The sequence below is a fragment of the Leifsonia sp. RAF41 genome, from assembly GCF_052114085.1.
Lineage (GTDB): Bacteria > Actinomycetota > Actinomycetes > Actinomycetales > Microbacteriaceae > Leifsonia.
In genome coordinates this window covers 2,868,332-2,894,374 of the sequence record NZ_JBFREB010000001.1, presented here as the reverse complement: position 1 = coordinate 2,894,374, position 26,043 = coordinate 2,868,332, and the positions used below count along the sequence as shown (strand labels likewise).

General features: G+C 68.6%; 24 protein-coding genes. 18 read left to right on the top strand and 6 right to left on the bottom strand.

The features are described 5' to 3' along the window. Positions 1 to 31 precede the first annotated feature (31 nt). The 10 genes from AB4Y74_RS14080 (at position 32) to arfA (ending at position 11,993) form a co-directional block, all read left to right on the top strand. Positions 32 to 916 (top strand): helix-turn-helix domain-containing protein, encoded by an 885-nt coding sequence (locus tag AB4Y74_RS14080; protein WP_441799682.1) that lies wholly within the window; start codon positions 32 to 34, stop codon positions 914 to 916. Between the two features lie 77 nt (positions 917 to 993). Further along, on the top strand, positions 994 to 1,500 hold the full coding sequence (locus AB4Y74_RS14075) for an acyltransferase (RefSeq protein ID WP_441799681.1): 507 nt from the start codon (positions 994 to 996) through the stop codon (positions 1,498 to 1,500). After that, positions 1,497 to 2,633, top strand: coding sequence for a DegT/DnrJ/EryC1/StrS family aminotransferase (locus tag AB4Y74_RS14070; protein WP_441799680.1), 1,137 nt, complete (start codon positions 1,497 to 1,499; stop codon positions 2,631 to 2,633). The genes AB4Y74_RS14075 and AB4Y74_RS14070 overlap by 4 nt, the downstream gene beginning before the upstream one ends. Continuing rightward, positions 2,630 to 4,675 carry a glycosyltransferase family 2 protein gene (locus AB4Y74_RS14065; RefSeq protein ID WP_441799679.1) on the top strand — a complete coding sequence of 682 codons (2,046 nt, stop codon included), beginning with the start codon at positions 2,630 to 2,632 and terminating at the stop codon, positions 4,673 to 4,675. Before AB4Y74_RS14070 ends, AB4Y74_RS14065 begins: the two co-directional genes overlap by 4 nt. After that, the gene (locus AB4Y74_RS14060) at positions 4,672 to 5,817 is read left to right on the top strand and encodes a glycosyltransferase family 4 protein (RefSeq protein ID WP_441799678.1); all 1,146 of its coding nucleotides are present in this window, start codon (positions 4,672 to 4,674) and stop codon (positions 5,815 to 5,817) included. Before AB4Y74_RS14065 ends, AB4Y74_RS14060 begins: the two co-directional genes overlap by 4 nt. 187 nt (positions 5,818 to 6,004) lie before the next feature. Further along, entirely contained in the window at positions 6,005 to 7,264 is a 1,260-nt protein-coding gene (locus tag AB4Y74_RS14055; protein WP_441799677.1) for an ABC transporter substrate-binding protein, read from the top strand. 64 nt (positions 7,265 to 7,328) lie between these two features. Beyond that, positions 7,329 to 8,276, top strand: a complete 948-nt coding sequence (locus AB4Y74_RS14050) for a carbohydrate ABC transporter permease (protein ID WP_441799676.1) — start codon at positions 7,329 to 7,331, stop codon at positions 8,274 to 8,276. Continuing rightward, positions 8,273 to 9,157: a carbohydrate ABC transporter permease gene (locus tag AB4Y74_RS14045; RefSeq protein ID WP_441799675.1), complete on the top strand. Its 885-nt coding sequence runs from the start codon at positions 8,273 to 8,275 to the stop codon at positions 9,155 to 9,157. Before AB4Y74_RS14050 ends, AB4Y74_RS14045 begins: the two co-directional genes overlap by 4 nt. Beyond that, complete coding sequence (locus tag AB4Y74_RS14040; protein ID WP_441799674.1) at positions 9,154 to 10,467, top strand: family 1 glycosylhydrolase; 1,314 nt, start codon at positions 9,154 to 9,156, stop codon at positions 10,465 to 10,467. Before AB4Y74_RS14045 ends, AB4Y74_RS14040 begins: the two co-directional genes overlap by 4 nt. Before the next feature lie 11 nt (positions 10,468 to 10,478). Continuing rightward, positions 10,479 to 11,993 carry an arabinosylfuranosidase ArfA gene (gene arfA, locus AB4Y74_RS14035; RefSeq protein ID WP_441799673.1) on the top strand — a complete coding sequence of 505 codons (1,515 nt, stop codon included), beginning with the start codon at positions 10,479 to 10,481 and terminating at the stop codon, positions 11,991 to 11,993. A gap of 91 nt (positions 11,994 to 12,084) precedes the next feature. Here the strand turns inward: arfA and AB4Y74_RS14030 are convergent, their stop codons facing one another. Further along, positions 12,085 to 13,134, bottom strand: a complete 1,050-nt coding sequence (locus AB4Y74_RS14030) for a LacI family DNA-binding transcriptional regulator (RefSeq protein ID WP_441799672.1) — start codon at positions 13,132 to 13,134, stop codon at positions 12,085 to 12,087. Positions 13,135 to 13,238: 104 nt separating this feature from the next. Between AB4Y74_RS14030 and AB4Y74_RS14025 the strand changes: the two genes are divergently transcribed. The 4 genes from AB4Y74_RS14025 to AB4Y74_RS14010 all read left to right on the top strand — a co-directional run bounded on the left by AB4Y74_RS14025 (position 13,239) and on the right by AB4Y74_RS14010 (position 15,982). Next, a complete protein-coding gene (locus AB4Y74_RS14025) occupies positions 13,239 to 14,258 on the top strand; it encodes a GH25 family lysozyme (RefSeq protein ID WP_441799671.1) in 1,020 nt (339 codons plus the stop codon). A 48-nt stretch (positions 14,259 to 14,306) separates the two neighbouring features. Next, positions 14,307 to 14,849: a GNAT family N-acetyltransferase gene (locus tag AB4Y74_RS14020; protein ID WP_441799670.1), complete on the top strand. Its 543-nt coding sequence runs from the start codon at positions 14,307 to 14,309 to the stop codon at positions 14,847 to 14,849. 8 nt (positions 14,850 to 14,857) lie between these two features. Further along, a complete protein-coding gene (locus tag AB4Y74_RS14015; protein ID WP_441799669.1) occupies positions 14,858 to 15,460 on the top strand; it encodes an alpha/beta hydrolase in 603 nt (200 codons plus the stop codon). A gap of 69 nt (positions 15,461 to 15,529) precedes the next feature. Beyond that, positions 15,530 to 15,982 carry a DUF1801 domain-containing protein gene (locus tag AB4Y74_RS14010; protein WP_441799668.1) on the top strand — a complete coding sequence of 151 codons (453 nt, stop codon included), beginning with the start codon at positions 15,530 to 15,532 and terminating at the stop codon, positions 15,980 to 15,982. A gap of 34 nt (positions 15,983 to 16,016) precedes the next feature. Here AB4Y74_RS14010 and AB4Y74_RS14005 read toward each other — a convergent pair whose 3' ends face one another. Beyond that, positions 16,017 to 16,457 carry a MarR family winged helix-turn-helix transcriptional regulator gene (locus AB4Y74_RS14005; RefSeq protein WP_441799667.1) on the bottom strand — a complete coding sequence of 147 codons (441 nt, stop codon included), beginning with the start codon at positions 16,455 to 16,457 and terminating at the stop codon, positions 16,017 to 16,019. Positions 16,458 to 16,545: 88 nt separating this feature from the next. Here AB4Y74_RS14005 and AB4Y74_RS14000 point away from each other — a divergent pair, with 88 nt between their 5' ends. Then, on the top strand, positions 16,546 to 17,622 hold the full coding sequence (locus tag AB4Y74_RS14000; RefSeq protein ID WP_441799666.1) for a hypothetical protein: 1,077 nt from the start codon (positions 16,546 to 16,548) through the stop codon (positions 17,620 to 17,622). 64 nt (positions 17,623 to 17,686) lie between these two features. Here AB4Y74_RS14000 and AB4Y74_RS13995 read toward each other — a convergent pair whose 3' ends face one another. The 4 genes from AB4Y74_RS13995 to AB4Y74_RS13980 all read right to left on the bottom strand — a co-directional run bounded on the left by AB4Y74_RS13995 (position 17,687) and on the right by AB4Y74_RS13980 (position 21,921). Next, positions 17,687 to 18,673, bottom strand: a complete 987-nt coding sequence (locus AB4Y74_RS13995; RefSeq protein ID WP_441799665.1) for an AraC family transcriptional regulator — start codon at positions 18,671 to 18,673, stop codon at positions 17,687 to 17,689. A gap of 485 nt (positions 18,674 to 19,158) precedes the next feature. After that, the gene (locus tag AB4Y74_RS13990; protein WP_441799664.1) at positions 19,159 to 19,587 is read right to left on the bottom strand and encodes a DUF1345 domain-containing protein; all 429 of its coding nucleotides are present in this window, start codon (positions 19,585 to 19,587) and stop codon (positions 19,159 to 19,161) included. Between the two features lie 101 nt (positions 19,588 to 19,688). Continuing rightward, entirely contained in the window at positions 19,689 to 20,843 is a 1,155-nt protein-coding gene (locus tag AB4Y74_RS13985) for a glutathione-independent formaldehyde dehydrogenase (protein WP_441799663.1), read from the bottom strand. A 148-nt stretch (positions 20,844 to 20,991) separates the two neighbouring features. Further along, a complete protein-coding gene (locus AB4Y74_RS13980; RefSeq protein ID WP_441799662.1) occupies positions 20,992 to 21,921 on the bottom strand; it encodes a LysR family transcriptional regulator in 930 nt (309 codons plus the stop codon). A 120-nt stretch (positions 21,922 to 22,041) separates the two neighbouring features. Between AB4Y74_RS13980 and AB4Y74_RS13975 the strand changes: the two genes are divergently transcribed. The 3 genes from AB4Y74_RS13975 to AB4Y74_RS13965 are packed head-to-tail and all read left to right on the top strand — an operon-like array spanning position 22,042 to position 26,028. Next, a complete protein-coding gene (locus tag AB4Y74_RS13975; RefSeq protein ID WP_441799661.1) occupies positions 22,042 to 23,589 on the top strand; it encodes an aminotransferase class I/II-fold pyridoxal phosphate-dependent enzyme in 1,548 nt (515 codons plus the stop codon). A gap of 43 nt (positions 23,590 to 23,632) precedes the next feature. Then, on the top strand, positions 23,633 to 25,132 hold the full coding sequence (locus AB4Y74_RS13970) for an amino acid permease (RefSeq protein ID WP_441799660.1): 1,500 nt from the start codon (positions 23,633 to 23,635) through the stop codon (positions 25,130 to 25,132). Further along, complete coding sequence (locus AB4Y74_RS13965; RefSeq protein ID WP_441799659.1) at positions 25,129 to 26,028, top strand: universal stress protein; 900 nt, start codon at positions 25,129 to 25,131, stop codon at positions 26,026 to 26,028. The genes AB4Y74_RS13970 and AB4Y74_RS13965 overlap by 4 nt, the downstream gene beginning before the upstream one ends. The last annotated feature ends 15 nt before the right edge of the window (positions 26,029 to 26,043 follow it).

Below are 26,043 nucleotides of genomic sequence, written 5' to 3'. Positions count from 1 at the left end.
CACGGCCGCATCCGCCTCTACCCTCGACAGCATGGACAACCCCGGCGAAGTGCGTGAATTCCTGATGTCGCGTCGCGCGAGGCTCTCACCCGAGCAGGCCGGACTCCCGGCCGGCACGGGTCGCCGTGTCCCCGGGCTGCGCCGCTCCGAGGTGGCGATGCTCGCCGACGTGAGCGTCGAGTACTACGCGAAGCTGGAGCGCGGCGGGATCGCGGGAGTATCGGCCGCGGTTCTGGATGCCGTCTCCCGGGCGCTCCAGCTCGACGACACCGAGCGGGCCCACCTGTTCGATCTCGCCCGCGCCGCCGACGGCATCCCGGTGTCGGGTCGCCAGCGTCGGCGACCGGCCAAGAGCCCTGCAGCTCGGCCGAGCCTGCACTGGGCCCTGGAGGCGTTCACCGACGGCATTGCCGTCGTCCGCGACGCGAAGTCCGATGTGATCGCCTTCAACGCGCTCGGCCGGGCGTTCTATTCGCCCCTGATCGGCGACGGCGGACGAACCCCCAACTTCGCCCGCTTCCAGTTCCTCGACCCTGCGTCGCGCGACTTCTACCCGGACTGGGACCTGTTCGCCGACATGTGCGTCGCCGTCATGCGGGCGGAGGCGGGACGCGACCCGCACAACCGGGCCCTGCAAGATCTCGTCGGCGAACTCTCCACCCGAAGCGACACCTTCCGGCAGCTGTGGGGAGCCCACAACGTGCGTGCCCACGGCGCCGGCACCAAGCGGTTCCACCATCCACTGGTCGGCGACCTCACCCTCGCCTACGAGGAGTTCGCCATCACGGCGGAGCCCGGGCACGTCCTGCTCGTCTACACGGCCGAGCCCGGATCCCCGTCCGCCGAGCGACTTCGGCTCCTCGCTTCCTGGGCCACTGCAGGCCCCGCAGAAACGGCGGTCGTGCCGCACGGCTAGAGTCCCACAGGGCCCGATTGCGGCCAGGGTAGAACGGGCGGTCCCCGTAGTACGGGATACTAGCTGCCGGAGGGATTTTGCAGACGATCTATGAGGGCGCCCGAATCATCGGGCGCGAGAACATCCGCTTCGGCGATCCCGTGCTGATCGATGACTTCGTCCTCGTGGTCGCGCGCGAAACGATCACCCTCGGAAACTACGTGCACCTCGCCTGTTTCTCGTCGATCACCGGCGGCCAGGAGGTGACGCTCGGTGACTTCGTCGCCCTCTCGCAGGGAGCGCGCATCCTGACGGGCACCGACGATTTCACCGGATGGGGATTCGGCAACTCGACGCTCGACGAGGCCTACCGGAACACCACTCGGGCGCCCGTCTCCATCGGCCGGTTCTGCGTGATCGGCGCGAACGCCGTTGTGCTCCCCGGCGTGACCATCGGCGAAGGGGCCACCGTCGGCGCCAACACCGTCGTCACCCGCGATCTCGAACCGTGGGGCGTGTACCTCGGCAACCGCCGCCTCCGCCATCGCGATCGCGAGGGCGTGCTGGCGACCCACCGCTCCTTCATCGAGGCGAGCCGTTCGTGAGGGCTCCGCTGCCCTTCGAGCGGCCGGTGTACGTGAGCCGCCCTGCGCTCCCGCCGCTCACCGAGTACGTCCGTCGTCTGGAGTCCATCTGGGCGACGAACATCCTGACCAACATGGGCCCGATGCATGAGATGCTCGAGCTCGCCGTGGGGGAGCGGGTCGGCGCCGGCCGGGTCTCGCTCTGGAACAACGGGATGAGCGCGCTCCTGGCGGCGGTCAGCTCGCTGCAGCTCGAACGCCGCAAGGTCATCGTCACGCCGTTCACCTTCCCCGCGACGGTCCACGCCATCTCCCTGCTCGGCCTGGAGCCGGTCTTCGTCGACATCGACGACTCCCTGACCCTTGACCCGACGCTGATCGAGGATGCGCTCACGCCCGATGTCGGGGCGATCATGGGCACCCATGTCTACGGGCGCTTCTGCGACACCGAGGCGATCGACGAGATCGCCCAGCGCCACGACCTGCGCGTCATCTACGACGGCGCCCACATCTTCGGCCGCACGGCGCCCGTGGTGGATGCCGAGAGACACCGGCTGGGCGACATCACGATGCTCAGCTTCCACGCCACCAAGCTGTTCCACTCGGTCGAGGGCGGAGCGCTCATCACGACCGATCAGGACCTTGACCGCCGGCTCCGGCTGATCCGCAACTTCGGGATCGTCAACGAGCACGACGTCAAAGGCATCGGGCTGAACGGCAAGATGTCCGAAGTGCACGCCGCGATGGGCCTGTCCATGCTCGACATGATGGATGCGGAGATCGACCAGCGACAAAGCGTCGCGACGCGGTACCTCGAAGCGCTCGACGGCATCCCCGGGCTGCGCGTGGTGTCCGGCGGCGACGGCATCGTGCAGTACTTCGTCCTGCGCATCGACGCCGACGAGTTCGGGAGCAGCCGCGACGACCTGCACACCACGCTGCGCTCGCTGAACGTGATCAGCCGGAAGTACTTCTCGCCGCTGTGCAGCGATGTCGAGCCGTACGACACCCTGCCGAGCGCGCAGCACCTCCCGGTGGCCCGCACGGCGGCGAACGAGGTGATCGCGCTGCCGCTCTACGGCGGGCTGAGCCTGGAAGACGCAGATCGGATCGCGGACATCGTCCGCTGGCACCAGAAGGGAGGAGTGCTTTGACCGACACGGTCGCAACGGTGCTTCTCGTCACGCACAATCACCTCGACTTCATCGACAGGGCGATCGCCTCCATCGAGGCGCAAGTGAGCCCGCATCCCTTCGAGGTGATCGTCGCCGACGACTCCTCGACGGACGGCACGCGCGAGCGACTCCTGGCATGGTCGGAGAGCAGCGAGCTCGACATCACCGTGCTGGACGAGGCGCCGCGTCTGGGGATCACCCTCAACTACGCGCGCGGATTCTCCGCCGCCCGCGGCCAGTTCGTCGCTGTCCTCGAGGGCGACGACGAGTGGATCTCGGTCGACAAGCTCCGGCTGCAGGTCGACCACCTGCTCGCGCATCCCGAGCACTCGATGGTCGCCTCCCGCGTGCTGCTGCACGACGAGTCCACGGGCAGCGCCAGCATCGCGCCGGCGATCGGGTTCGCCCGGATGTCGACGTCGGTGAACGCGCGACGTCTGGCCGAGGTCAACTGGTTCGCGACCTTCAGCGCGTGCATGTACCGCACGGACGTCCTCGAGCGTCTCTCGCCCGAGGTCTTCGAGATCACGTCGTACGACTGGATGGTCAACCTGTCCGCGCTCGCGTTCGGCGACGCGGGGTTCATCCCGCAGGTGCTGACCCTCTACCGCCAGCACTCCGGCGGTGAGTGGTCGAAGACCTCCCGTCGCGAGCGTGACGAGCGCATCCGGAGCCTGCTGCCCCGCTACATCGAGCTGTCGACGCCCGAGGTCCAGGTCGAGCTGACCCGGCTGCTCCACGATCTCGAAGCGCGGGCGGTGCAGCTCGCGGACGTGCTGGACGGCCCGGCCAATCCGCTGCCGTCGCAGACCGCCCTCCCGATCCCGCGCGTCACTGGTCCTGCTCCGCGCGTCTCGGTCGTGATGACGTCGTACAACCACGAGCGCTGGATCGAAGAGGCGATCTCCAGCGTCCTCGACCAGACGATGACCGACCTCGAACTGATCATCGTGGACGACGCATCGAAGGACGGGTCGATGGAGGTCGTCGCGCGGTTCGCCGATCCCCGCGTGCGCGTCTACCGCTTCGACACGAACCAGGGCGCCGCCTCCGCACTCAACTTCGCCGTGCAGCAGGCTCGGGCCGAGTTCGTCGCCGTGATCAACTCCGACGACGCCTGGGAGCTGCATAAGCTTCAGCGCCAGCTCGACGAGTTCGCAGCGCACCCGGAGCTGGGGGCCGTCTTCACGAGCGCCCGCTTCGTCGGCGAGTCCGGCGAGCTCCTGGCTCCCGAGCGCATCCCGCACTGGCACAACATCTTCCGGCAACGCAACCGGTCGCAAGCGCAGTGGCTGCGGCACTTCTTCGAGAACGGCAACGCGCTCTGCCACCCCAGCGTGCTCATCCGGCGCGAGTTCTACACCGAGTACGGACTGTACGACAACCGGATGCGTCAGCTGCCCGACTTCGACCGCTGGATCGCGCTCGTCAAGCACTGGCCCATCCGTGTGCTGGGCGACGAGGACCTGGTCCGCTTCCGGCTGCTCGAAGCCGAACAGAACGCGAGCGCGAACAGTCGCGCGAACGTGATCCGGGGCTTCAACGAGCACATCGCCGTCGACGAGCGCTTCTTCGACGGATGCAGCGACGAGCTGCTGATCGAGGCTTTCGGCGACTCGATGGTCAACCCGCACGTCGCGTTCCCGGACGAGCGCGCGTGCGAGATCGCCCTGCTCTGGTGCAACCTCCCGTGCATCATGTCCGAGGCGAACCGGGTGCACGGGCTCCGGTCGCTGCGGATCCTCCTCGGAGACGAGAACACGTCTCTGCTGTTGCGCTCCCGTTACGGGTTCACCGAGCTCAGCCTCCATGCCCTCGCCGGCGACGAGACGCACGAGATGTCCGAGGTGACCCGCCAGTACCTGTCGCAGCTGGAGTACGGCGAGACCTGGCGCGGGGCCGTCATGACGACCCCGAGCGGAGAGCTCGCCCGACACGTCTGGGCCCGCATGCGGCAGGTTCCCGTGCGCAGCTGGCCCGGCCGCGCCGCACGTCAGCTGAAGCAGGTGGTGGGCCGATGACGTCGCGCGGGCGCGTCGTCATCCTCGACGACATCTTCCCGCGCCTGGCGACGGGCTTCCGCGTCGCCGAATTCAACTGGCTCATGAAGCGAAACGCCGTCGCCGAGGTGCTCACCACGCAGCCGCTGCTCGACGAACTGCCGCTCTACGTCGCCGAGTACCCGGAGTTCGCGGATCGGGTCAAGCCGTACTCGAGGGACGCGCTGGAGGGTGCGTCGCTCGCCTGGATGACCTTCCTCAACAACGCCGCCTACTTCCTCGACGATCTGCACGCCACGGGGACGCCGTTCGTTGTGACCCTGTACCCCGGCGGCGGGCTCAACCTCGGCGACGCGGAGGCGGATGCGAAGCTGGACGCTGTTCTCGCCTCGCCGTTGCTGCGCGGCGTCATCACCACCCAACCGCTGGTCACCGAGCGCGTGCGCGCGCTGGCCCCGGAGGTCGCGGTGCACGAGATCCTCGGGGTGGTCGTGAGCCCGCTGTACCTCGGGCCGGGCGCGGGATTCCGGACCGACTACTACCCGTCCGGGTCGCCGGTCCTGCGGCTCGCCTTCGCCGCCCACAAGTACACCGAACGCGGCGAGGACAAGGGCTACGACGTCTTCCTCGACGCGGTGCGCGGGCTCCGCGAGCGGGAGATCCCGGTCGAGGCCCATGTGATCGGAGGGTTCTCCGAGCGCGAGGTGGACATCTCAGGCCTGGAGGACGTCCTCACCTTCCATGGCGTCCTCACCACCAAGGAACTGCGGACGTTCTTCAGCGGCATCGATCTGGTCCTCTCCCCGAACCGGCCCGGCGTCCTGTCGACGAACGCGTTCGACGGTTTCCCGCTGGGCTCCGTGATCGAGGCGGCGCTCTGCGGCGCGGGGATCGTGGCGACGGATGCGCTCGATCAGAACCGGCTGTTCATGGACGGCCGCAACCTCCTGATCGTGCAGCCTGCGGCCGACGACATCGCGCACCGCATCGAGGAGCTGATCGACGCACCAGGCGGGATCGGCCGGCTGGCGCAGGCGGGCCTGGCAGTGGCCCGGCGGCATTACGGCGTCGACAGCCAGCTCTGGGCGCGCCTGGGCGTCATGGAGGCGGCCCTCGCTGGCGAGACCGGGGACGACGACGCCGGGGACGACGTCGCCGCGTAAGGCGCGCAGGCTCCCTTCCGGCGCTCCGGGCGGCGTTCGCGGACCACGCGCTGGGCGCCTTCATCGCTACGCACTGAGCGCTTGACGCCGCGGCGACAGCTTCGTAGAATCCTTTCTACAACGTTATAGTGCATCGTTGTAAATCCGATCCGATCGACGAAGCGGTCGGTCCCACGAGAGGCATTCAATGAAGAAACTGCTTGCGACGCTCGCCGTCGCGGTTGGCGCTTCCCTGGCGCTGGCCGGCTGCTCCAGCTCCCCGGGCTCCAGCGACTCCGGCCCGGTGACCCTCACCTTCTGGCACGGTTACACCGAGGCCGACGGGAAGGTGCTCGACTCGATCGTCGACGACTTCAACAAGTCCCAGGACAAGATCACCATCAAGACCACCACCAAGACGTGGGCGGTCATCGGCGACACCCTCCTCCCCGCCCTCTCGGCGAAGAAGGGTCCCGACATCGTGGCGATGCCGGCCGAGAACCTGCCGGTCTACGCCTCCAAGGGCGCCTTCGCGAAGCTCGACGACTTCTACGCGAGCGACGCGACCCAGAAGGCCTCGATCCGCCCCGCGGCGGTCGACATGGAGAAGATCGAGGGCTCGTACTACGGCGTCCCGACCGGATTCGTGCCGCTCTCCGTCATCTACAACAAGGCACTGTTCGACAAGGCCGGCATCAGCTCCTTCCCGAAGACGTGGGACGAGTGGGTCGCCGACGCGAAGAAGCTCACCGTCGACGAGAACGGCGACGGCACGCCTGAGCAGTATGGCCTCGCCCTGCCCGACCACGCCACCGTCGGCAACGGTGTCTGGGCCAGCCTCTTCTACGGCAACGGCGGGAAGATCATCGACGGCTCGAAGTCGGCGCTCGACTCCTCGGAGAACACCGAGACGCTCTCCTACTGGTCGAAGGCCGTCACCGCCGACAAGATCTCACCGACCGGGCTCGACGGTGTCGCCAGTGACAAGCTGTTCTCCTCCGGCAAGGCCGCGATGGAGATCGGCGGCCCGTGGATGGCGAGCGTCGCCACCGAGAACAAGATCGACTACGGAATCGCCGGCATCCCGGCCGGTCCGAAGGGATCGGCGGCGTCGGCCATCGGCATCTCCGCCGCGGTCACCGCCCAGGCGGACTCGACCAAGAAGGCGGCCGCGGAGAAGTTCTTCGACTACTTCTTCACGAAGGATGTCGCCACCAAGTGGTCCATCGGCTCCGGTTGGCCGCCCCTGCGCACCGACATCCCGTCGTCCGCCGTCGCCTCCAGCCCGATCGTGGCCTCGCTCACCGATCTCGTCGGAGACGCGCGCCCGCTGCTCCCGGGCGTCGCGAACAGCACGGATGTTCTGTCAGCGGTCGATGAGGCGACCCAGAAGGCCCTCGCCGGCGGCGACCCGGCGGCGCTGCTGAAGTCGGCCTCCTCGCAGGTGCAGCAGGCCCTCGGCAAGTGATCCCGGTGGACCGCCGCAGCCGCGGCGGTCCACTCGGCGGTCCACCACTTCCTCGAAAGCGATCATGACCACTCTCACTCGTTCCCGCACCGGCCGCCCGTACCGGCCACCGGCGCCGCTCGGAGGCAGGCGCGGATCCCGGCGCCGCCGCGGCCCGCTGGCGCTGCTCTTCATGCTCCCGGCCCTGATCGTCTTGATCGCCTTCGTCGGCTGGCCGATGCTGTCGGCCCTCCGGTTGTCGTTCACGAACGCCAGCGGATTCGGGCTGGAGGAGTGGGTCGGCTTCGACAACTACGTCCAGGTGTTCACCGACCCCCGTGTCCTCGCGACGCTGGGAAACACCGCGCTCTACACCGTCCTGTTCACGCCGACAGCGCTGATCGCGGCGCTCCTGCTTGCCCTCCTGCTCACCAACCGCCGGCTAATCGGGCGCGGCTTCTTCCGCACGGCGCTCTTCCTTCCGTTCATCGTGTCGCTCGCCGTTGCCGCGTTCGCCTGGACGTACCTCCTCGACCCGCAGGTCGGTCTCCTCAACTACTGGTTGCGGAGCGTCGGCGTGCAACTCGGCAACGTCCTGCAGGATCCGGCGCTCGCCATGCCGACCGTGGTGCTCGTCGCCATCTGGAAGAACTTCGGGTTCTACATGGTGATCTTCATCGCCGGCCTGCAGGAGATCCCGGAGTCGCTGTACGAAGCGGCGAAGATCGACGGAGCCGGCGCCTGGCGGCGGTTCGTGAGCATCACCCTCCCGCAGCTCAGCAACACGCTGGCATTCGTCGTCGTGTTCGCGATGATCGCCGCCCTGCAAGCGTTCGACCAGATCTACGTCATGACCGGCGGGGGGCCCTACCGCTCGACCCAGACCGTCGTGATGGAGATCTACCAGGAGGGCTTCAAGAAGCTCGACCTCGGCCTCGCGACAGCGCTCTCATACGTGCTGCTGGCCGCGACGCTCATCCTCAGCCTCATCCAGTTCCGCTTCTTCGGACGCCGTGAGAAGGACCTCGCATGACCGCCACCGTCGCCCGCACCGCACCGAGCCGGCCGACCGTCGCTCCGCGCCGCCGGCGGATCGGACGCTCCACCGAACGCTGGCTCCTCTTCGCCGCGGCCCTCGTGCTGACCCTCATTGTGCTGCTGCCGGTGATCGTCATCGTGCTCACCGCCTTCAAGCCCGCCTCGGAGATCAACGCCTACCCGCCGACACTGCTGCCCGGCACCTGGACGCTGGACAACTTCGCCAAGATCTTCAGCGATCTGCCGTTCGGCCGGCTGTTCGTCAACAGTCTCGTCTTCGCCGGTGGCGTCACGGTGTTCGCCCTGGTCTTCGACTCGCTCGCGGCGTACGCGCTCGCCCGCATCGACTTCCGTGGCAACCGGGTCATCCTCATCGTCATCGTCGCCAGCCTGATGATCCCGTTCCAGGCGACGCTCATCCCCGTCTACCAGCTGGTGGCGCAGCTCGGCTGGGTGAACACGTTCGCCGGGCTGATCATCCCGCGCGCGGCCGACGCCTTCGGCATCTTCTTCCTCCGGCAGTTCTTCATCGCCCTGCCGCGAGACCTCGACAACGCCGCCCGGATCGACGGGGCAGGAGAGTTCCGGATCTTCCGGAGCATCGTGCTCCCGAACGCGGTGCCCGCTCTGCTGACGCTGGCGATCTTCACGTTCGTGAACAACTGGAACGACCTGCTCTGGCCGCTCGTCTTCACGACCTCGCCGGAGATGGGCACCATCACCTCGGGTCTGACACTCCTCACCGGGCCCAGCGGCATCATCCCCTATGGCACGATGATGGCCGGGTCGCTGATCGCGGTCCTGCCGCTCGCCGTCATGTTCCTCATCATGCAGCGCCGCTTCATCGAGAGCGTCGCGACCACGGGGCTGAAGTGACGGCGCCGCGCTGGTTCGAGGACGGCCGCCTGCACCTCGGTCTCGGTATCGAGGACACGTTCGTCCCGCAGGAGCGGCCCGGCGAGCGTGCGATCGACGAGTACGCGCTGACGGAGCACTACGAGCGCTACCGTGACGACTTCGCCCTCGCCGCCGGCGTCGGTGCGGAGGTACTGCGCTGGGGCGTGCCCTGGTATCGGATCGCCCCGGAGCCCGGCCGGTGGGACTGGGACTGGACCGACCGGGCCGTGGATGCGCTGCTCGACGCGGGCCTGCGCCCGATCATCGACCTGCTCCACTACGGGACTCCGCTCTGGCTGGAGGGCCAGTTCGCGGCCGCGGACTATCCGCAGCACGTCGCGGAGTTCGCCGACCGATTCGGCGAACGCTACGGCGACCGGGTCGTCGACTACACCCCGGTCAACGAGCCGGTCATCCACGCTCTGTTCTCCGGCGAGTACGGCTACTGGCCGCCGTACCGGACCGGGGCGGCGGGCTTCGCCGCGATCGCCGCCAACCTGGCGCGCGGGTTCGTCCTGAGCCAGGAGGCCCTGGCCGCGCGGATCGGCGACCGCGCGACTTTCGTGCACGTGGATGCCGCCATGAGTTTCACTGGGGACGACACCGCACCGGAGCACCGGGACGAGGCGCAGCGGGTGCGCCATCAGGTGCACCTGGTGGAGGACCTCGTCACCGGCGGTGTGGACGCGTCGCACCCGCTGCGGCATCGGCTCGCCGGCGCGGTGAGCGATGACGAGTTCGACTGGTTCCGTTCGCACGCCGTGCGGCCGGATGTGATGGGCGTCAACTACTACCCGCGGCACTCGACGGAACTGTTCGAGCCCGGTGTCCACCACGGGGGCGGCTTCGCCGACCCACGACCGAGCATCGACCGCGGCACGGACGGGCTCCGTGAGGCGCTCGCCGCGTTCGCCGCACGGTACGACGCGCCGGTCATGGTCACCGAGACGTGCGTCACCGGGACGGTCGCCGAGCGCATCGGCTGGCTGGACGACTCCCTCTCCCTCGTCGAGCGGATGCGGGCCGAAGGAACTCCGGTGGTCGGTTACGTCTGGTGGCCGCTCTTCGACATGTACGAGTGGACCTGGCGGCACACCGACCGTCCGCGGGCCGACCACCTTCTCACCATGGGCTTGTACGACCTCGCCGAGTCGCCTGAGGGCCTGCTGCGGGTGCAGAACCCGGTCGCCGAACGTTACCGCCGGCATGCCCGCCGGCTGTCGTCCCTCCCCGACGTCGCCCTGCCCGACTCCGCCCAGCCCGACACCGCCCGCCCGACCACCCACTGACGGAAGATCCGATGCACGAAGCGCACCTCGCCCTCCATTCCTCTGCCACCATCGGCACGATCGATCCGCGCCTGTACGGCTCGTTCGTCGAGCACCTCGGCCGGGCCGTCTACGACGGCATCTACGAACCCGGCCACCCGGCCGCGGACTCCGACGGTTTCCGCACGGACGTGATCGACCTCGTGAAGGAACTGGGCGTCACCACCGTGCGGTACCCCGGCGGCAATTTCGTCTCCGGGTTCCGCTGGGAGGACTCGGTCGGTCCGCGCGATCAGCGGCCGGAGCGGCTGGACCTCGCCTGGCACTCCACCGAGACGAACGAGGTGGGCCTGCACGAGTTCCAGACCTGGCTCGACAAGGTGGGCAGTGACCTGATGCTCGCGGTCAACCTGGGCACCCGCGGGGTGTCGGAGGCGCTCGACCTGCTCGAGTACGCCAATCACCGCGGGGGATCGGCCCTGTCGAAGCAGCGCATCGCGAACGGGCGCACCGAGCCGTTCGACGTGCGGATGTGGTGCCTCGGCAACGAGATGGACGGCCCCTGGCAGCTCGGGCACAGCTCGGCGGAGGAGTACGGCCGGCTCGCCGCGAAGACGGCGCAGGCGATGAAGATGTACGACCCCGAGCTGCAGCTCGTGGTGTGCGGCTCCTCCAGCTCGTCGATGCCGACCTTCGGCGAGTGGGAGCGGGTCACCCTCAGCCACACCTACGACGACGTCGAGTTCATCTCGTGCCACGCGTACTACGAGAACACCGGCGACCTCGGCAGCTTCCTCGCCTCCGGCGTCGACATGGACTACTTCATCCGCAGCGTGGTGGCCACCGCCGACAGCGTCAAGGCGGTCCGGGGCAGCTCGAAGACCATCAACATCTCCTTCGACGAGTGGAACATCTGGTACAACACCCGCTTCGAGAACGTGGACCGCATCACCGGCACGGACAACTGGCCGGTCGCCCCGCGTCTGCTGGAGGACACGTACACGGTCTCCGACGCCGTCGTCTTCGGCAGCCTGCTGATCACGCTCCTGAAGCACGCCGACAGGGTCACAAGCGCCTCCCTCGCGCAACTCGTCAACGTGATCGCGCCGATCATGACGGAGCCGGGCGGACCGGCCTGGAAGCAGACCACCTTCTTCCCGTTCGCCGCCACCTCGGCCCACGGCCGCGGCGTCGCGCTGAGCCTCGACGTCACCGTCGGCAGCTACGACACCGAGCGCTTCGGAGCGGTCCCCCTGGTGGATGCGGTGGCCACGCACGACGAGGAAGCGGGCCACTACGCGATCTTCGCCGTCAACCGCGCCGTCGACCACCCGACCGAGCTGGTCATCGACCTGGCGACCCTGGGCGCCGATGCGGCCGCACTGACGGCCTCCGCCCGCACGCTGAGCGACCCCGATCTGGATGCGGCCAACACGCGCGAGGACCCGGAGCGTGTCGCCCTGCGCGACCTTCCCGTCCACCGCAACGGCTCGGAGCTGCGCATCCCGCTCCCCGCGGTCTCGTGGACCGAGATCCTGCTGAGCTGACATCGTGACGACGCGCCGGCCGTCGTGAGCGGGGGGCGACGGCGATCCGGCCGCCGTCGCCCCCTCCTCGCCCGTACGTTCTTCGCCGCGGTCAGGCGTCGGCGGCCACCGGGCTCACGGCGCCCACCGGAGCGGGAGTCGACTCGCGCGCGATGACCCGGAAGGGTACCGCGATCTCTTCCGGCTCGAACGGCTCCGAGTCGTTCTCGATGCGGCGGAGGAGGAGCTCGACAGCCCGGCGCGCGATGTCATCGCGCCCGGGGTCGATCGTGGAGAGCGTCGGCATCGAGTAATGGGTCTCGTCGATGTCGTCGAACCCGACCAGCGCGACATCCTCCGGCACGCGGAATCCGGCCTCCTGGAGCACGCGAAGCGCGCCGAGCGCGAGCGTGTCGTTGAAGGCGACGACGGCGTCGAACTCGTGCCCGGTCTCCAGGAACGTCCGCATGGCGCGGGCGCCGTCGGCGCGGTGCCAGGTGCCGGCAGGGACGACGAAGCGCTCGTCGTACTCGATCCCGGCCGCCTCCAGGGCCTCGCGGTAGCCCGCGAGCCGCAGACCGGCGGAGCCGATCGCTTCGCCCGGATGAGCCCCAACGGCGAGGATGCGCCGGCGGCCGCCCGCGAGCGCCAGTTCCGTGGCTGCCCGCGCGCCCTCGACGTTCTGCATGGTGACGTGGTCCTTGGGGCCGTTGAAGATGCGCTCCCCGAGCAGAACCATCGGAGTGCTCACCTCGGCGATGGTCTGTCGGTCGGACTCGTCGAGGGCCAGGACGCTGTACAGGATGCCGTCGACCATGCGGCCTCGCCGGTTGCGCAGCACGGTGAGCTCGCTCGCGCGGTCGTTGCCGAACTGCTCGATCAGCACTGACAGGCCGTGCTCGCTGGCGGCCCGCATCACGGAGTCGGCCAGCTCGGCGAAGTAGGCGTTCCGCAGCTCCGGGATGATCAGGCTGATCACGTTGGTGCGGCCCGATCGGAGACTCCGCGCCGACAGGTTCGGGGTGTAGTCGAGCTCCGCGATGGCGGCGAGGACGCGCTGTCGTGTCGTGTCGCGCACGTACGGGTAGTCGTTGATCACGTTCGAGACCGTCTTGATCGACACACCGGCCAGTCGGCTCACGTCGTGCAGCGTTGCCGCCATTCGTCCTCCCTGGGGAACTTTGCTCCACTCTACAACGTTGAACAAGGCCGTGAGCGGTGGCATCCACTAGTCACGTTCGCCGCTGCTGCGCAGACAATTAAGAGGTGACGATTCTCGGCGTCGACTTGTCCAGCAACAACGCTGTGTTCGACTTCGCTCTCGCTTACCAGCAGGGTGTCCGTGTCTGCTACGTGAAGCTCGGTGGGGACAACATTCCCCGGTACGTGTCCGGTTCGTACGCCGGCCGTGTCGATCTCGCGCGGGCTCACGGCATGATCACCGGCCACTACTGGGTGACCGGCGGGCACGATCCGGAAGTGGCGGCGCAGTTCTACGTTCGCAACCTCCGCAACCCGGAACCGGGGGACTTCTTCGTCCTCGACAACGAGGTGCTCGACGACGGCAACATGTACTCCGACGACGAGGCGGCCCGCTGGATCCGAACGGTACAAGCGCTCGTCGGCGGAGACCCGCGACGCGTGTTCATGTACGCTTCGGGTTCGCCGATGAAGGGCTCCTCCTGGGCGGCTGTCCGCGCCACAGGGGCACAGGCACTCGTCGCCTGGTACGACATCGATCAGTGGGGCTTCCCGCAACCGTTGGGGTCATGGGCGCCTGAGCAGATCGGTGGGCACCAGTTCACGTCAGGTGCGAATCTCGGCAACGGCGGACGTGTCGACGCGAACGTATTCAAGGAGCAGGCGCTCTCTTTCAACGCAGCACTCATAGGAGATGAAATCGACATGGCAACCATCGACGACCTGAAAGGCATCCAGGGCTCCTCGTTCCTCCCGCTCTGCATCCAGAACCGTGAGGCCGGCGCCGCTCCCGTCCCGGGTATTGCGATCTTCTCCAACGGGTTCGTGGAGGCGATCACCGCGCAGCAGTGGGATGCCTTCGGCCTGGCCGGCGGAAAGCTGTACCTGACCAGGAGCCCTGGTCACTTCGCGTTCTTCCTGGCGCAGGCCGCGCTTCTCCGCACGTCGTATGCGACCGCGCAGGACGTCGAGTTCTCCGACGCCGACCTGACGGCGCTCGCGGAGCAGATCGCGGCCGCGCGGCCGGAATTGAACCGCGACGAGGTCGCGGACGCTGTCGCCGGAGAGCTCGCCAGTCGTCGCTGACCCAGACGGCGCGAATCCAGCGAACGGTTCGCCGTGTAGCGTGTGCCCATGTTCTCTCAGACGCTGTCCTCCGGCGGTACTCTGCGGCCACTGGAGCCGTGGCGGGCGGAGGAGTTCGCGACGCACCTCGACCGCGCGCGGGAGCACATCCGCCCGTGGGTGGGGCCGTCGTTCGTCACCACCGACGTGGAGGGTGCGCGTGCCACCCTCGAGCGCTACGCCGACCGTGCCGCCCGGGACGGAGCAGGCATCTACGGCATCTGGACCGACGACGTCCTCGTCGGCGGCGTCATGTTCGTGGAGTTCTCGGCGGCAACGCGCGCGTTCGAGGTCGGATGCTGGCTCGAACCGGGGGCCGAAGGGAACGGTCACATCACGAGCGCCGTGCGAGAGCTGCTCGCCTACGCGTTCGACGTCCGAGGGATGCACCGGGCGGAGTGGCGGTGCCGCAGTGACAACGAGAGGAGTTCCGCGGTCGCCCGTCGTTTGGGGATGACCCTCGATGGCGTGCTCCGGGAGGCGTGGCCCGTCGGAGATGTCTTCCACGACAAGCAGGTGTGGTCTCTGCTCGCCACCGAGCGGCGGGGCTGAATCAGACAGTGTCGGCGACGACCGATCCGGTACTGCTCTTCCTCCACGGCCGCTACGGCGTTCGCGACGATCTGGCCTGGATAGCCGAGCGCGCGCCGTCGCCGTGGCGCACGGTGCTGCTGCAGGCGCCCCTGCCTCTCGGTGACCGGTTCGAGTGGTTCCGCGTGCGCGACGACGGTCGGCAGGGCGCGCTGTCCGAGGATGCTGCTCCCGCCGCTGACGGGCTGCTTGCCTGGATCGCAGAGAACCTCGGCGACGCCGTCGTCGGTGCGGTCGGCTGGTCGCAGGGTGGGGCGGTGGCACTCCAGGCGATGCGGCGGGCGCCTGACCGTCTCGCGTTCGTCGTCACCCTCGGCGGCTTCACGACCGACGACGGTGAAAGAGGAGACGCGACGCTCGGTCATCTGCGGCCGCCGGTGTTCTGGGGCCACGGAGCAAAGGACGACGTGATCACCGTGCACGACATCGAGCGAATGCGCGCATTCCTGCCCACGCATTCGACGGTGGTCGAGCGGATCTACCCCGACGCCGGGCACGACATCTCGCCCGGCATGGCGGAGGACGCATTGGATTTCATCGCGCAACTCACACCGAGCACAGGGAGCCGTTGAGCTACTAGCGCGCGCGCGCCCGCGGCCGGCGTTAGCCTGGAGAAACGGATCCGCGAGGGGGCACAGGCGATGGCGACGACAGCTGACGGCGAGGGACGGTTCTCGGCCGAGGAGCGCGCCGCAATGAAAACGCGGGCTGCAGAGCTGAAAGCGGATGCGCGCACGGCGAAGGCCGCAGACAAGGCTGCGGCCGATGCGACCGCGATGAGAGAGAAGATCGCCGCAATGCCCCAGCCGGACCGTGCGGTTGCCGAGCGCCTTCACGAGATCGTCACGGAAGCGGTGCCGGATCTTCAGCCGAAGCTCTACTACGGTCAGCCCGGTTGGTGGCGGGGAGGCAAGGTCGTCGTTTTCTATCGCAGCGGTTTGCAGGACAAGCTCCGCTACAGCACCCTCGGGTTCAGCCCTGACGCGGCTCTCGACGACGCCAGTGGGCTGTGGCCCACCGCGTACGCGGTCGACCATCTCGACGATCGCGGTGCGGCGACGATAGCGGCGCTCGTGAGGCGCGCCGCCGCCTAATACGGGGCCCCTCCTCGCCCCAGAACGGCGGGGCTCAGCCGGTCGAGTCGCCGTTGTACCGTTCCAAGAGGCGGGCGAACTGTCCGATTTCCTCTTCGCTCCAGTCGGCGAGCCGCTCGGTCATGTCTCGGTGCAGCAACTCGGCGGCCGAGGTCAGCACATGCTCGCCTTGCGGGGTGAGCTGCAGCGCAACACCGCGTCCGGGGGAGGATGCGGCAGTGCCCGCCGTCGCGACCAGCCCGTGGCCGAGCAGCGCGGCGAGCTGGCGGGAGACCGTCGAGCGGTTCAGCTGGAAGTGCGCCGCGATCTCCACCGCCCGGCAGCCTGGATGGCTACGGATGTAGGCGAGCAGCGATCGGTCGACCGTCGAGATCGCCTCATTCTCGCGGCGGATCCGGGCCGTGCCGCGTCGCCCGACGGTGGTCAGCTCCCGCTGTACCCGGTCGATGGATGCGTCGCGCCCGTCCCTGGTCATCCGCAGAAGTCTATCGCCCGCTGAGTTGCATAGCGCAACACTCTCCTCTATGTTGCATAAAGCAACTTCGAAGGGATCCCACCACCGCATGTCGACGCACCGCATCGCACCCGTACCGCCGAGCATCGCGCGCCCGCACTTCTGGCCCCCCGCGGCGTTCTGGAAGTCGCTGGGCTCCCACATCCTGATCCCGTTGTTCCTCGTCGGCGGGATGGCGCTGGCCTACCTGGGCGCATTCCACGCGCCACAGCCGCACGACATCCCCGTCGCCATCGTCGGAGAGGGACCTGCCGCGCAGGTGTTCGCGCAGACCCTCAACGACAAGGCCCCCGCCGAGCTCGATGTGACGACCGTGAAGACGGCCGCAGAGGCGAAGCAGCTGCTCACCGACCAGAAACTCGCCGCCGCGTACCAGGCGGACGCCACGCATGCCACGATCTACGTCTCCACCGCGGCCTCGGAGACGCAGTCGTCGGCGGCCGAGAAGCTCTTCCTGCCGATCGCGTACCAGCAGCACCTGCCCGTGACGATCGACGACGTGCACCCCGTCCCGGCCGACGACGGCACCGGTCAGGGACTGTTCTTCCTCATGGTCGCCCTCAGCGTCGGCGGCTACTCGAGCGCCATCGCGCTCGCCGCCGTGACGGCCAAGCTGGCGGTCGGGTGGCGTGTCGCCGTCTCCGCGGCCACCGCCCTCGTCGTCGCCGGCGTCGGCGCCGTCGTCGCCGGGCCCCTCTTCCACGTGCTCAACGGCAACGAGTGGAGCATCTGGCTGCTCGCCTCCCTCTACACGTTCGGCATCATCACCATCGGCGTCGGATTGCACCCGTTCCTCGGCCGCTGGACCACACCGGCCCTGACGCTGCTGTTCGTCATGCTCAACGTCACCAGCTGCGGCGGCATCTTCCCGCAGGACCTGCAACCGGCGTTCTTCGCCGGCCTCAACACCTTCTGGAACGGCGCCGCCTGGCTCGACGCCTCCCGAGCGCTCACGTATTTCCCCGGTCAAGCGTTCGGCTTCGATGGTCTGCGGCTGGCGCTCTGGGCGACCGCAGGTCTCGGCCTGATCGCCCTCGGACACCTGCTCACCGTCCGTCGCCGGCGCGCCGCAGACGACACCGTCGCCGCGACGGCGGACGAGGAGGCTGCGGTGGTCGCGGCCTGACGACCGCGCGCGTCAGTCCCGCGCGCAGCTTCGGTGCTCGACTGGTTCCGCTGGCCGACCCCGGTCAGGGCGACCGCAGGGTCTGCGACGGGTGTTCGCCGAACGCGGTGCGGTACATTGCGGCGAACCGCCCCAGGTGGAGGAAACCCCACCGTGTGGCGGCCTGGGTCACACTGTCCGTCCCGGGCTCGGCCTTCGTGAGGTCCTCCCGCACCTTCTCTAGCCGCACCATACGGAGGTAGGCCATGGGCGTGGTGTCCAGCGAGCGTCGGAAGCCCTGCTGCAGACTGCGTGCGCTCACCGACACCGCGGCAGCCAGCTCGACGACTGTCCAGGGGTGCCCGGGGTCGGCCCGCAACAAGTCGACGGCGCGCGAGACGGGGCGAGCGCCGGGCGCGGGTGCCGTGAGCTGGAGAGCGGCCGAGTGATTGTGCGGCTGGACGAACAACATCGACTGGATCAGCGTCTGCTCCAGCCGCAGTCGCGCGAGAGGATGTCCGAGCGGGCCGCCCTCGACGGCGGCGGCCTCGTCGATCATCCGCAGAGCCTGCATCAGCATCCGGCCGCCCGGCCCCGTCACGTCAAGCTCGCTCGAGTACTCGAGCGGGCGGATGCACTCCCTGCCGAGCAGGCGTTCGATCTCGAGTTGCAGCTCGGCGCGGGGGATCATCACGGACAGCTGCGAGAACCACGCGCTGCAGTCGAGCCGCACCGGCTTGCCGGGGGTGAAGACGCCGGCGGTACGCGGTGTCGCGTAGATCTTGGGGCCGGCCCCGGCCCTCATGACCGCGCGGCCGTTGACCGGGATGTCGAGATGATAGTTCTCGGCCTCCACAGTCTCGATGCTGACCTCATCGCGAAACTGCATGAAGCCGCAGGTGACCCGGCCGACATGGAGCGCGTTGAGCGTCATGTCGACAGTTCCCGCGCGGCCGGCTCCCGGGAACTCGACGGGGAGGAAGACCTCCGAGAGCGCGTGCCGGACCTCGTCGACACCCCGGCCCGCAGCCACGCGATGAGTCGCGAAGAGTTCGGCTGGATGCGGGAGCATGCCGCGATTGTAAGCACGCCGGATGGAGCCGCCGGACCAGCAGGAGGCCACCGGGCGCGGGTCGTTCGCAAACCGGACAGGGATGGTCGTTCCGCGGATAGCAGCCCTCCAGCCTTGTGCCTACCGTGATTACACGGTCGACGTGTCCGACCCTGACGTGGTGGCCCTCCCCTTCGGGTGGGGAAGGGCCACCGCGGTCCCCGCGACCTGCTCGCCCACCCGAAGCCGTTGGACCACGATGATCGAGCCGAATCAGGTGACGCGCCCGCGATGGTGCCCGCGCTGCCTCACCCGCATGCGCGTCAGCCGTAACCCGTACTACGGCGTCGGTCTTGCCGTCCACCAACACTTGTCCAGTTGCCCCCAGTGTGGATTCGTCGAATTCCTGCCGGGGGCCGCGCGCCGGACGGACGTCTCGGCGGCGCCGGCACCACCACGCCCGACAACGTTCGGTCACCGGCTGCTCGCCCTCGCCGCGCGACTGCTCAGCCCTGACCTCCGAGGCTCGTCACGAGGTTGATGGCAACCGCGATCAGCACCGTCCCGAAGAAGTAGGACAGGAGCGCGTGCATGAGGGCTTTTCGGCGCGTTCCGGTGGTGTTCGGTTCGACCTCGGAGACGCCATACGACATCCCGATGGTGAAGGCGAGGTAGGCGAAGTCGCTGTACGTGGGCGAGGAGTCCTGGTTGAAGTCGAAGCCGCTCCCGTGGTGGTCGACGAAGTACATGCGGGCATATTTGAAGGCGTACACCGTGTTCACGAGTGCCCAGGCCACCATCGTCCCGAGCACGCCGAGGATGACCAGGGCGATCGAGACCGGATCGCCGTGCCGGTTGCTCGACTGGATCACCGAAACGGCGACGGCGGCGATGCTGACGAGGCAGGCTGCGACGATCGCGTCATCCGTGCGCACGGCGAGCAGACAGGATGCGGTCGGACATGGGTGCTCCTGAGGCGGGCCGGTCGACCACGGCACCCGGGGCGTGCCGGGCGCCGTCGGCCGCCGTGCCGCTCTCAGGCGGAGGCCCCTGCCGGGTGGAGGATGACCTTCGTCCAGCCGTCGTCGCGGTTGTCGAAGTGCTCGTAGGCGTCGGGCGCCTCATCCAGTGACAGCTCGTGGCTGACGATCCAGGACGGGGTGGCCTTGCCGCCGGCGATGAGGTCGCGCAGCCGCCGGTTGTACTTCTTCACCGGTGCCTGCCCGCTGCCCATGGTCTGTCCGCGGAACCAGAATTGCCCGAAGTCGAACGCGACTTCGCCCTGCTTTGCGAGCTCGTCGGAGGCTCCCGGGTCCTCCGGGATGTAAACCCCGACCACACCGATGGTGCCAGTGAACCGGACGGACTGGACCAGCCTGTTGAGTGTCATGTTGGGGTGTTCGTGCCCCTCGACGTCGTGCGCCTGGTAGCCGACGCACTCGCAGCCGTTGTCCGCTCCGAGCCCCATGGTCATCTCGTTGACTGCTTCGACGGGGTCGACCTTGGAGTCATCGATCGGGATCGCACCGATCTCCTCTATCAGCTTCAGCCGGTCGGGGTGGCGGTCGACGACCATCACCTTGCTCGCACCTTTAAGGATGGCCGAATAGGCCGCCATGCAGCCGACGGGTCCAGCACCGTAGATGACGGTCTGGTCGCCGGGCAGTACATGAGCCATCTCGGTGGCGTGGTACCCCGTCGGGAAGATGTCGGCCAGCATCACGTAGTCCGACTGCTTCTCCTGCGCGTCCTCACCCAGCCGCAGGCAGTTGAAGTCGCCCCAGGGCACCCGCAACAGGTCGGCCTGACCGCCGGCCCACGGGCCCATATCGGCGAACCCGTACGCGGCTCCCGCCCACTCCTTCTCGGGCTGCGCGGTCAGACAATAATTCGTGAGTCCGCGCTCGCAGTTCTTGCAATGCCCGCACGCCACGTTGAACGGCACGACGACGTACTCGCCCACCTGCACCTTGTCGACGCCGTCACCGACCTCGACGACCCGACCCAGGTTCTCGTGGCCGAACCATCGGCCGGTCTCGAAGTCGGTCCGGCCCTCGTACATGTGCAGATCCGATCCGCAGATGTTGGTCGAGGTGATCTGCACCAGGACATCCGTCGGCCGCTCTATTCGGGCGTCCGGGACATCCTTGACGCTGACATCACGCGGACCGTCATACACCACTGCTTTCATGTTCTTCCTCCATCAATCGATGACGAAAGAGGCTGGCGCTCGCTCATCCCCATCCAGGCGTCGCCCCGCTACCGAACGAACCGTAGGCGGAATAGCCCCGATGGGAAGGGGGGACGGCCATGTTTCGCGGGTGGTCCTGTGGCCCAGCTCACGTGTCCTCCCGAACCGCCGCGAACGCGTCCCGGATCGCAGTGACGAGTTGCCGGACGGCCGGTGAGGGACGGCGCGAGGCGTCCTCCGCCGACGTCGCCACGAGGATCGAGCGGACGAACGAGGGGTCGTTGATCGGGCGCAGGACGATTCCGGGATGCGCGGCGCTGGTGGCGAGACTCGGGATGAGTCCGACGACCATGCGCGCGGCGGTCATCCCGAGCAGCACCTGGAATTCGTCGGTCCTGATCGCGACGTCGAGGTCGTGCCCCTCCGCCGCGAACGCGTCGACGACGATGCGGTCCATTGGGTCGTCCGCGGTCGTGGCGAAGACCCAGCGCTCGTCCCGCAGCGACAGCAGGGCCGGCAGGTCGACGGACGAGCGGGACGCGAGCGGATGCCCTACCGGCAGAGCGAGCATCAGCGGATCGCGGTGAACCTCCGTGGCGACCACGTTCGGACGGAACGGCAGGTCGTAACCCGGGACGGTGTAGACGAGTGCGGCGTCGAGCGCTCCGCGGTTGATTCCGTCGACGAGCTCTGGGACTTCCGCCAGAAGCGCGTCGATCTCTATGCCGAGGTCGCCGACGCGAGAGGCGACGAACGGCAGGATGCTCGCAGCTGCGGTCGCGAAGGTCCCGAAGCGGAGCCGCACGCGCCCCAGTTGACTGAACTCGCGCGCATCCCGGATCGCCCGCTCGCTCAGGGTCAGGATCTCCCGCGCCCGCTCCAGGAGGAGCACGCCGACGGGCGTCAGCTTGCTGCCCCGCGGGGAGCGCGCGAGAACGGGGGAGCCGACCAGTCGCTCCAGGTTCTTGAGGTGGTAGTCGACCGTCGGCTGACCCCATCCCAGTCGTCGGGCGGCGGCGGTCACGGAACCTTCCGCGTGGACGGCTCTGAGCGCCTCGAACTGCCGCAGATCGGCCATGGATGCCCCTGTCCTTATGTCGACGGCAGATGCGTCGAGCGCTGAGCCACATACAGTCTATGTGGGCAGGGCGAAGTTCTGGGTATTCCGGCTGGGGAGCCAGACCCGCACGATGGAGGGATGGTCCCCACAGGCTCCTCCGCGATCGACCGCTCGCGTCCGCTACCGCCCGCGGCCGACGTCGGACAGTGGGAGACGCCGTACGCCGACGCCCTGGAGCGTCACGCCGCCCGCGGGCCGCTCGCGCTGATGGTCCCGGGGCACGGAGGCGACGAGCTCGGTCTGAGCGCACGGCTGGCCGAATTCTTCGGCCCGCGCCCGTTGGCGCTCGACGTCCCGATGCTGATCGATGACATCGACCTCGGGGAGGATTCGCCGCTGAGCCGTTCCCTGCAACTCGCGGCCGAGGCGTGGGGTGCCCGGCGCACCTGGTTCCTCACCGGCGGTGCCTCCCAGGCCAACCGGATCGCCGCGCTGGCCGCTCGCGGGCTCGGCGTGAACATCCTGTCGCAGCGCAGCGCACACTCGAGCTTCAGCGACGGCGTCCTCTGGGCGGGCCTGGCGCCCTCGTTCGTGCTTCCCTCCATCGACGCCGACCACGGCGTGGCGCACGGCGTGTCGCCCGCTGCGCTCGACGACGCGCTGACCGCCGCAGCGGGCACGGGGTGCCCGGCGAACGCGGTCTACATCGTCTCGCCGAGCTACTTCGGCGCCGTCGCCGACGTCGCCGGCCTCGCCCGGGTGGCACACGCCCACGGCGCGCCGCTGATCGTCGACGGCGCGTGGGGACCGCACTTCGGGTTCCACCACGACCTGCCCGAGTCACCCGCCCGGCTCGGCGCGGATCTCGTGGTCTCGAGCACTCATAAGATGGGAGGCTCGCTCACCCAGTCCGCGATGCTGCACCTGGGCCACGGCCCGTTCGCCGACGCCCTTGAGCCGCTCGTCGAACGCGCCGTCTCGATCACCGCCTCCACCTCGACGTCCGCGCTGCTGCTGGCCTCGCTCGACATCGCCCGGCACTCGCTCGCGACCGGCGCGGAACTGATCGGACGGTCGATCGCGGTCGCGGACGCGCTCCGCGACGCCCTGCGCGGCGATCCGCGGTTCGGCGTGCTCAGCGACGGTTTCGACGCCTTCGACGACATCGTCGCCGTCGATCCGCTGCGCGTCGCGATCGACGTGTCGAACACCGGGCTCAGCGGTCACTGGTTCCGACAGCGGCTCGTCGACGTCGACGGGATCTTCTTCGAGATGTCGACCGCCACCTCCCTCGTCGCACTGATCGGTGCGGGCAAGACACCGGATGTCGCGCGCGCCCACCGGGCACTCGCAGCAGCGGCCGACTCGGAGGAGGCGCGCTCCGAGCGGTCCCAGGCGGCCGCCCACGGGTTCCCTGCCCTGCCCGCGGCCGGAGCGTTGCGCCTGCTGCCGCGCGACGCCTTCTTCGCCGACACCGAGCTCATGCCGGCGGCCGACGCCGTCGGCCGCACCTCCGCCGATACCCTCGCCGCCTACCCGCCGGGAATCCCGAACCTCATCCCCGGCGAGGAGATCACGGCCCAGACTGTGGCCTTCCTCCAAGCGGTCGCCGCCTCTCCGTCCGGCTACGTGCGCGGAGCCGTCGATCCACGGGTCGAGCGGTTCCGGGTGACTCGCCTGGACTGAGGCGCCGCAGGATCCTGACCCCCACCACTCAAAGGAGACTGGTATGCCCACCATCGCTCAGCAATTGCTGCGCAGAAAGCCCACGACGGCCACCGGGGCCGCCGAAGAGGTGCACCTGAGGCGCAGCATCGGCCTCTTCTCGCTGACCATGATCGGCGTGGGAGGGACCCTCGGCACGGGGATCTTCTTCATCCTGTCCCAGGCGGTTCCTGTCGCCGGGCCCGGCGTGATCTGGTCGTTCGTCATCGGCGGCGTCGTCGCCGGGCTCACGGCCCTCTGCTACGCCGAGATGGCGGGGGCGGTGCCGGCATCCGGTTCGACGTACTCCTACGCGTACGCGACGCTCGGCGAAGGCACGGCGATGGCTGTCGGAGCCTGCCTCCTGCTGGAGTACGGCGTCTCGACGGCGGCCGTCGCGGTCGGATGGTCCCAGTACGTCAACCAGCTGCTGCAGAACGTCCTCGGCTGGCAGCTGCCGGTGCAGCTCTCCCAGGCGCCGGAGCAGGGCGGCATCGTCAACATCCCCGCGGTGATCGTCATCGTGCTGTGCTCGCTGCTGCTGCTCCGTGGCGCGCGGGAGTCGACCACGGTCAACAGCATCATGGTGGTCGTCAAGATCGCCGTCGTGCTGTTCTTCTGCGCCATCGCGTTCACGGGTTGGAACACCGACCACTTCCACAACTTCGCGCCGGCCGGGTTCGCGGGCATCGTCGGCGGCGCTGGAATCATCTTCTTCTCGTTCGTCGGCCTCGATTCCGTGTCGACAGCGGGGGAGGAGGCGAAGAACCCGAAGCGCAACCTCCCGCTCGCGATCATGTTCGCGCTGATCATCATCGTGGTGCTGTACGTCCTCACGAGCGTCGCGGCCCTGGGTGCGCAGGCTCCGGACAAGTTCGCGGACCAGGATGCCGGACTCGCCGCAATCCTGCAGAACATCATCGGTTCGGCGTGGCCGGGAACGATCGTGGCGATCGGCGCGATCATCTCGATCTTCTCGGTGACGCTGGTCGTCTTGTACGGGCAGACCCGCATCCTCTTCGCCATGTCGCGCGACGGGATGATCCCGCCGGTGTTCGCGAAGGTCAATCCGCGCTCGATGACGCCGGTGCAGAACACCCTGATCGTGATGGTCGCCACCAGCATTCTGGCCGCTGTCATCCCGATCGACTTCCTCGCCGAGATGACGAGCATCGGGACCCTTGTTGCCTTCCTCGTCGTGTCACTGGGCGTCATCCTCCTCCGGGTTAGGGAGCCGGAGCTGGAGCGCGGGTTCCGCCTCCCGCTCGGCTGGACCATCCCCATCCTGTCGATCGTGGGCTGCATCGCGATCATCACGCAGCTGAGGCTGATCACGATCGTCGTATTCGTCATCTGGACGGCCGCGTTCCTCGTCTTCTACTGGTTCTATGGCCGCACGCACTCCAAACTCCAGGTCGGGCCGGGGGTCGTGGATGCGGAGGTTCCGTACACGAGCAACTTCGCGCAGCCCAGCAAGAGCGAGATCCGCGAAGCCGCGCAGCGCCGCCGGGCGGGCCGGAAATGAGCATCGTCGTCGGGGTGGACCCCGCGCACCGTTCCGCATCCGCGCTGCACCTGGCCGCGATGCTCGCCCGCTCCTCCGGCACCGAGCTGGTCGTCGCCGCTGTCGTCCCGTCCGCGTGGCCGGCGACGGCAGGAGGCGCGGACGCGGAGTGGCGCGACTACACCAGGGACAACGCGAACAGCGCGCTCGACCATGCTGCGGCGGTGCTCGGCGCATCGGTCGCTGCGGAGTACCTCGTGTACGAGGCTCCGTCGGCCCGGCGCGGTCTGATCGGCATCGCCGAGGATCGGAAGGCAACGCTGATCGTCGTGGGCTCGGCGGCGGAAGCGGAGCCTGGGCGCATCGCGCTCGGCGCGGAGAGCGACACCCTCCTCCACGCGTCACCCGTTCCCGTGGCGGTCGCGCCGCGGGGCTATCGCACGGCGGGCGGCTCCCGCGTCAGCCGGGTCACGGCCGCCTACCGGGGAACCGGCGCGTCAGCCGGCCTCGTTCTCGGCGCCGCTGCACTGTCCGCGTCACTGGGCGCCCGGCTGCGAATCGCCTCCTTCGCGGTCGTGCCGCCCGATTCTGGGACCTCGGGCGCCGGACTAGACGCCGAGACCGCCATCGCCGACACGTGGGCCGCCGACGTCGAGAAGCACGCGGCTTCGCTGGTGCGCCGGGTGTCGGAGCTGGAGGATGCTCCCGCCGTCTCGGGCGTCGCCATCGGGATCGGCGAGACCTGGGAGTCGGCCATGGCAGACGTGGCATGGGAGCCGGACGAGCTGCTGGTCGTCGGATCGAGCACACTCGGCCCGATCGCACGCGTGTTCCTCGGCTCCCACGCCGCCAAGATCGTCCGCCACTCGCCCGTTCCGGTCGTCGTCGTCCCGCACGGCGTCACCGTCATCGCCTGATCGACAGAAGGACCA

Coding starts and splice junctions, on each gene's coding strand:
- AB4Y74_RS14030 (WP_441799672.1), bottom strand. CDS start 13,134: ATGGCGGCAACGCTGCACGACGTGAGCCGACTGGCCGGTGTGTCGATC.
- AB4Y74_RS14000 (WP_441799666.1), top strand. CDS start 16,546: ATGTCGACGCACCGCATCGCACCCGTACCGCCGAGCATCGCGCGCCCG.
- arfA (WP_441799673.1), top strand. CDS start 10,479: ATGCACGAAGCGCACCTCGCCCTCCATTCCTCTGCCACCATCGGCACG.
- AB4Y74_RS14080 (WP_441799682.1), top strand. CDS start 32: ATGGACAACCCCGGCGAAGTGCGTGAATTCCTGATGTCGCGTCGCGCG.
- AB4Y74_RS14020 (WP_441799670.1), top strand. CDS start 14,307: ATGTTCTCTCAGACGCTGTCCTCCGGCGGTACTCTGCGGCCACTGGAG.
- AB4Y74_RS14055 (WP_441799677.1), top strand. CDS start 6,005: ATGAAGAAACTGCTTGCGACGCTCGCCGTCGCGGTTGGCGCTTCCCTG.
- AB4Y74_RS14010 (WP_441799668.1), top strand. CDS start 15,530: ATGGCGACGACAGCTGACGGCGAGGGACGGTTCTCGGCCGAGGAGCGC.
- AB4Y74_RS14005 (WP_441799667.1), bottom strand. CDS start 16,457: ATGACCAGGGACGGGCGCGACGCATCCATCGACCGGGTACAGCGGGAG.
- AB4Y74_RS13970 (WP_441799660.1), top strand. CDS start 23,633: ATGCCCACCATCGCTCAGCAATTGCTGCGCAGAAAGCCCACGACGGCC.
- AB4Y74_RS14050 (WP_441799676.1), top strand. CDS start 7,329: ATGACCACTCTCACTCGTTCCCGCACCGGCCGCCCGTACCGGCCACCG.
- AB4Y74_RS13995 (WP_441799665.1), bottom strand. CDS start 18,673: ATGCTCCCGCATCCAGCCGAACTCTTCGCGACTCATCGCGTGGCTGCG.
- AB4Y74_RS13980 (WP_441799662.1), bottom strand. CDS start 21,921: ATGGCCGATCTGCGGCAGTTCGAGGCGCTCAGAGCCGTCCACGCGGAA.
- AB4Y74_RS13975 (WP_441799661.1), top strand. CDS start 22,042: ATGGTCCCCACAGGCTCCTCCGCGATCGACCGCTCGCGTCCGCTACCG.
- AB4Y74_RS14045 (WP_441799675.1), top strand. CDS start 8,273: ATGACCGCCACCGTCGCCCGCACCGCACCGAGCCGGCCGACCGTCGCT.
- AB4Y74_RS14060 (WP_441799678.1), top strand. CDS start 4,672: ATGACGTCGCGCGGGCGCGTCGTCATCCTCGACGACATCTTCCCGCGC.
- AB4Y74_RS13965 (WP_441799659.1), top strand. CDS start 25,129: ATGAGCATCGTCGTCGGGGTGGACCCCGCGCACCGTTCCGCATCCGCG.
- AB4Y74_RS13985 (WP_441799663.1), bottom strand. CDS start 20,843: ATGAAAGCAGTGGTGTATGACGGTCCGCGTGATGTCAGCGTCAAGGAT.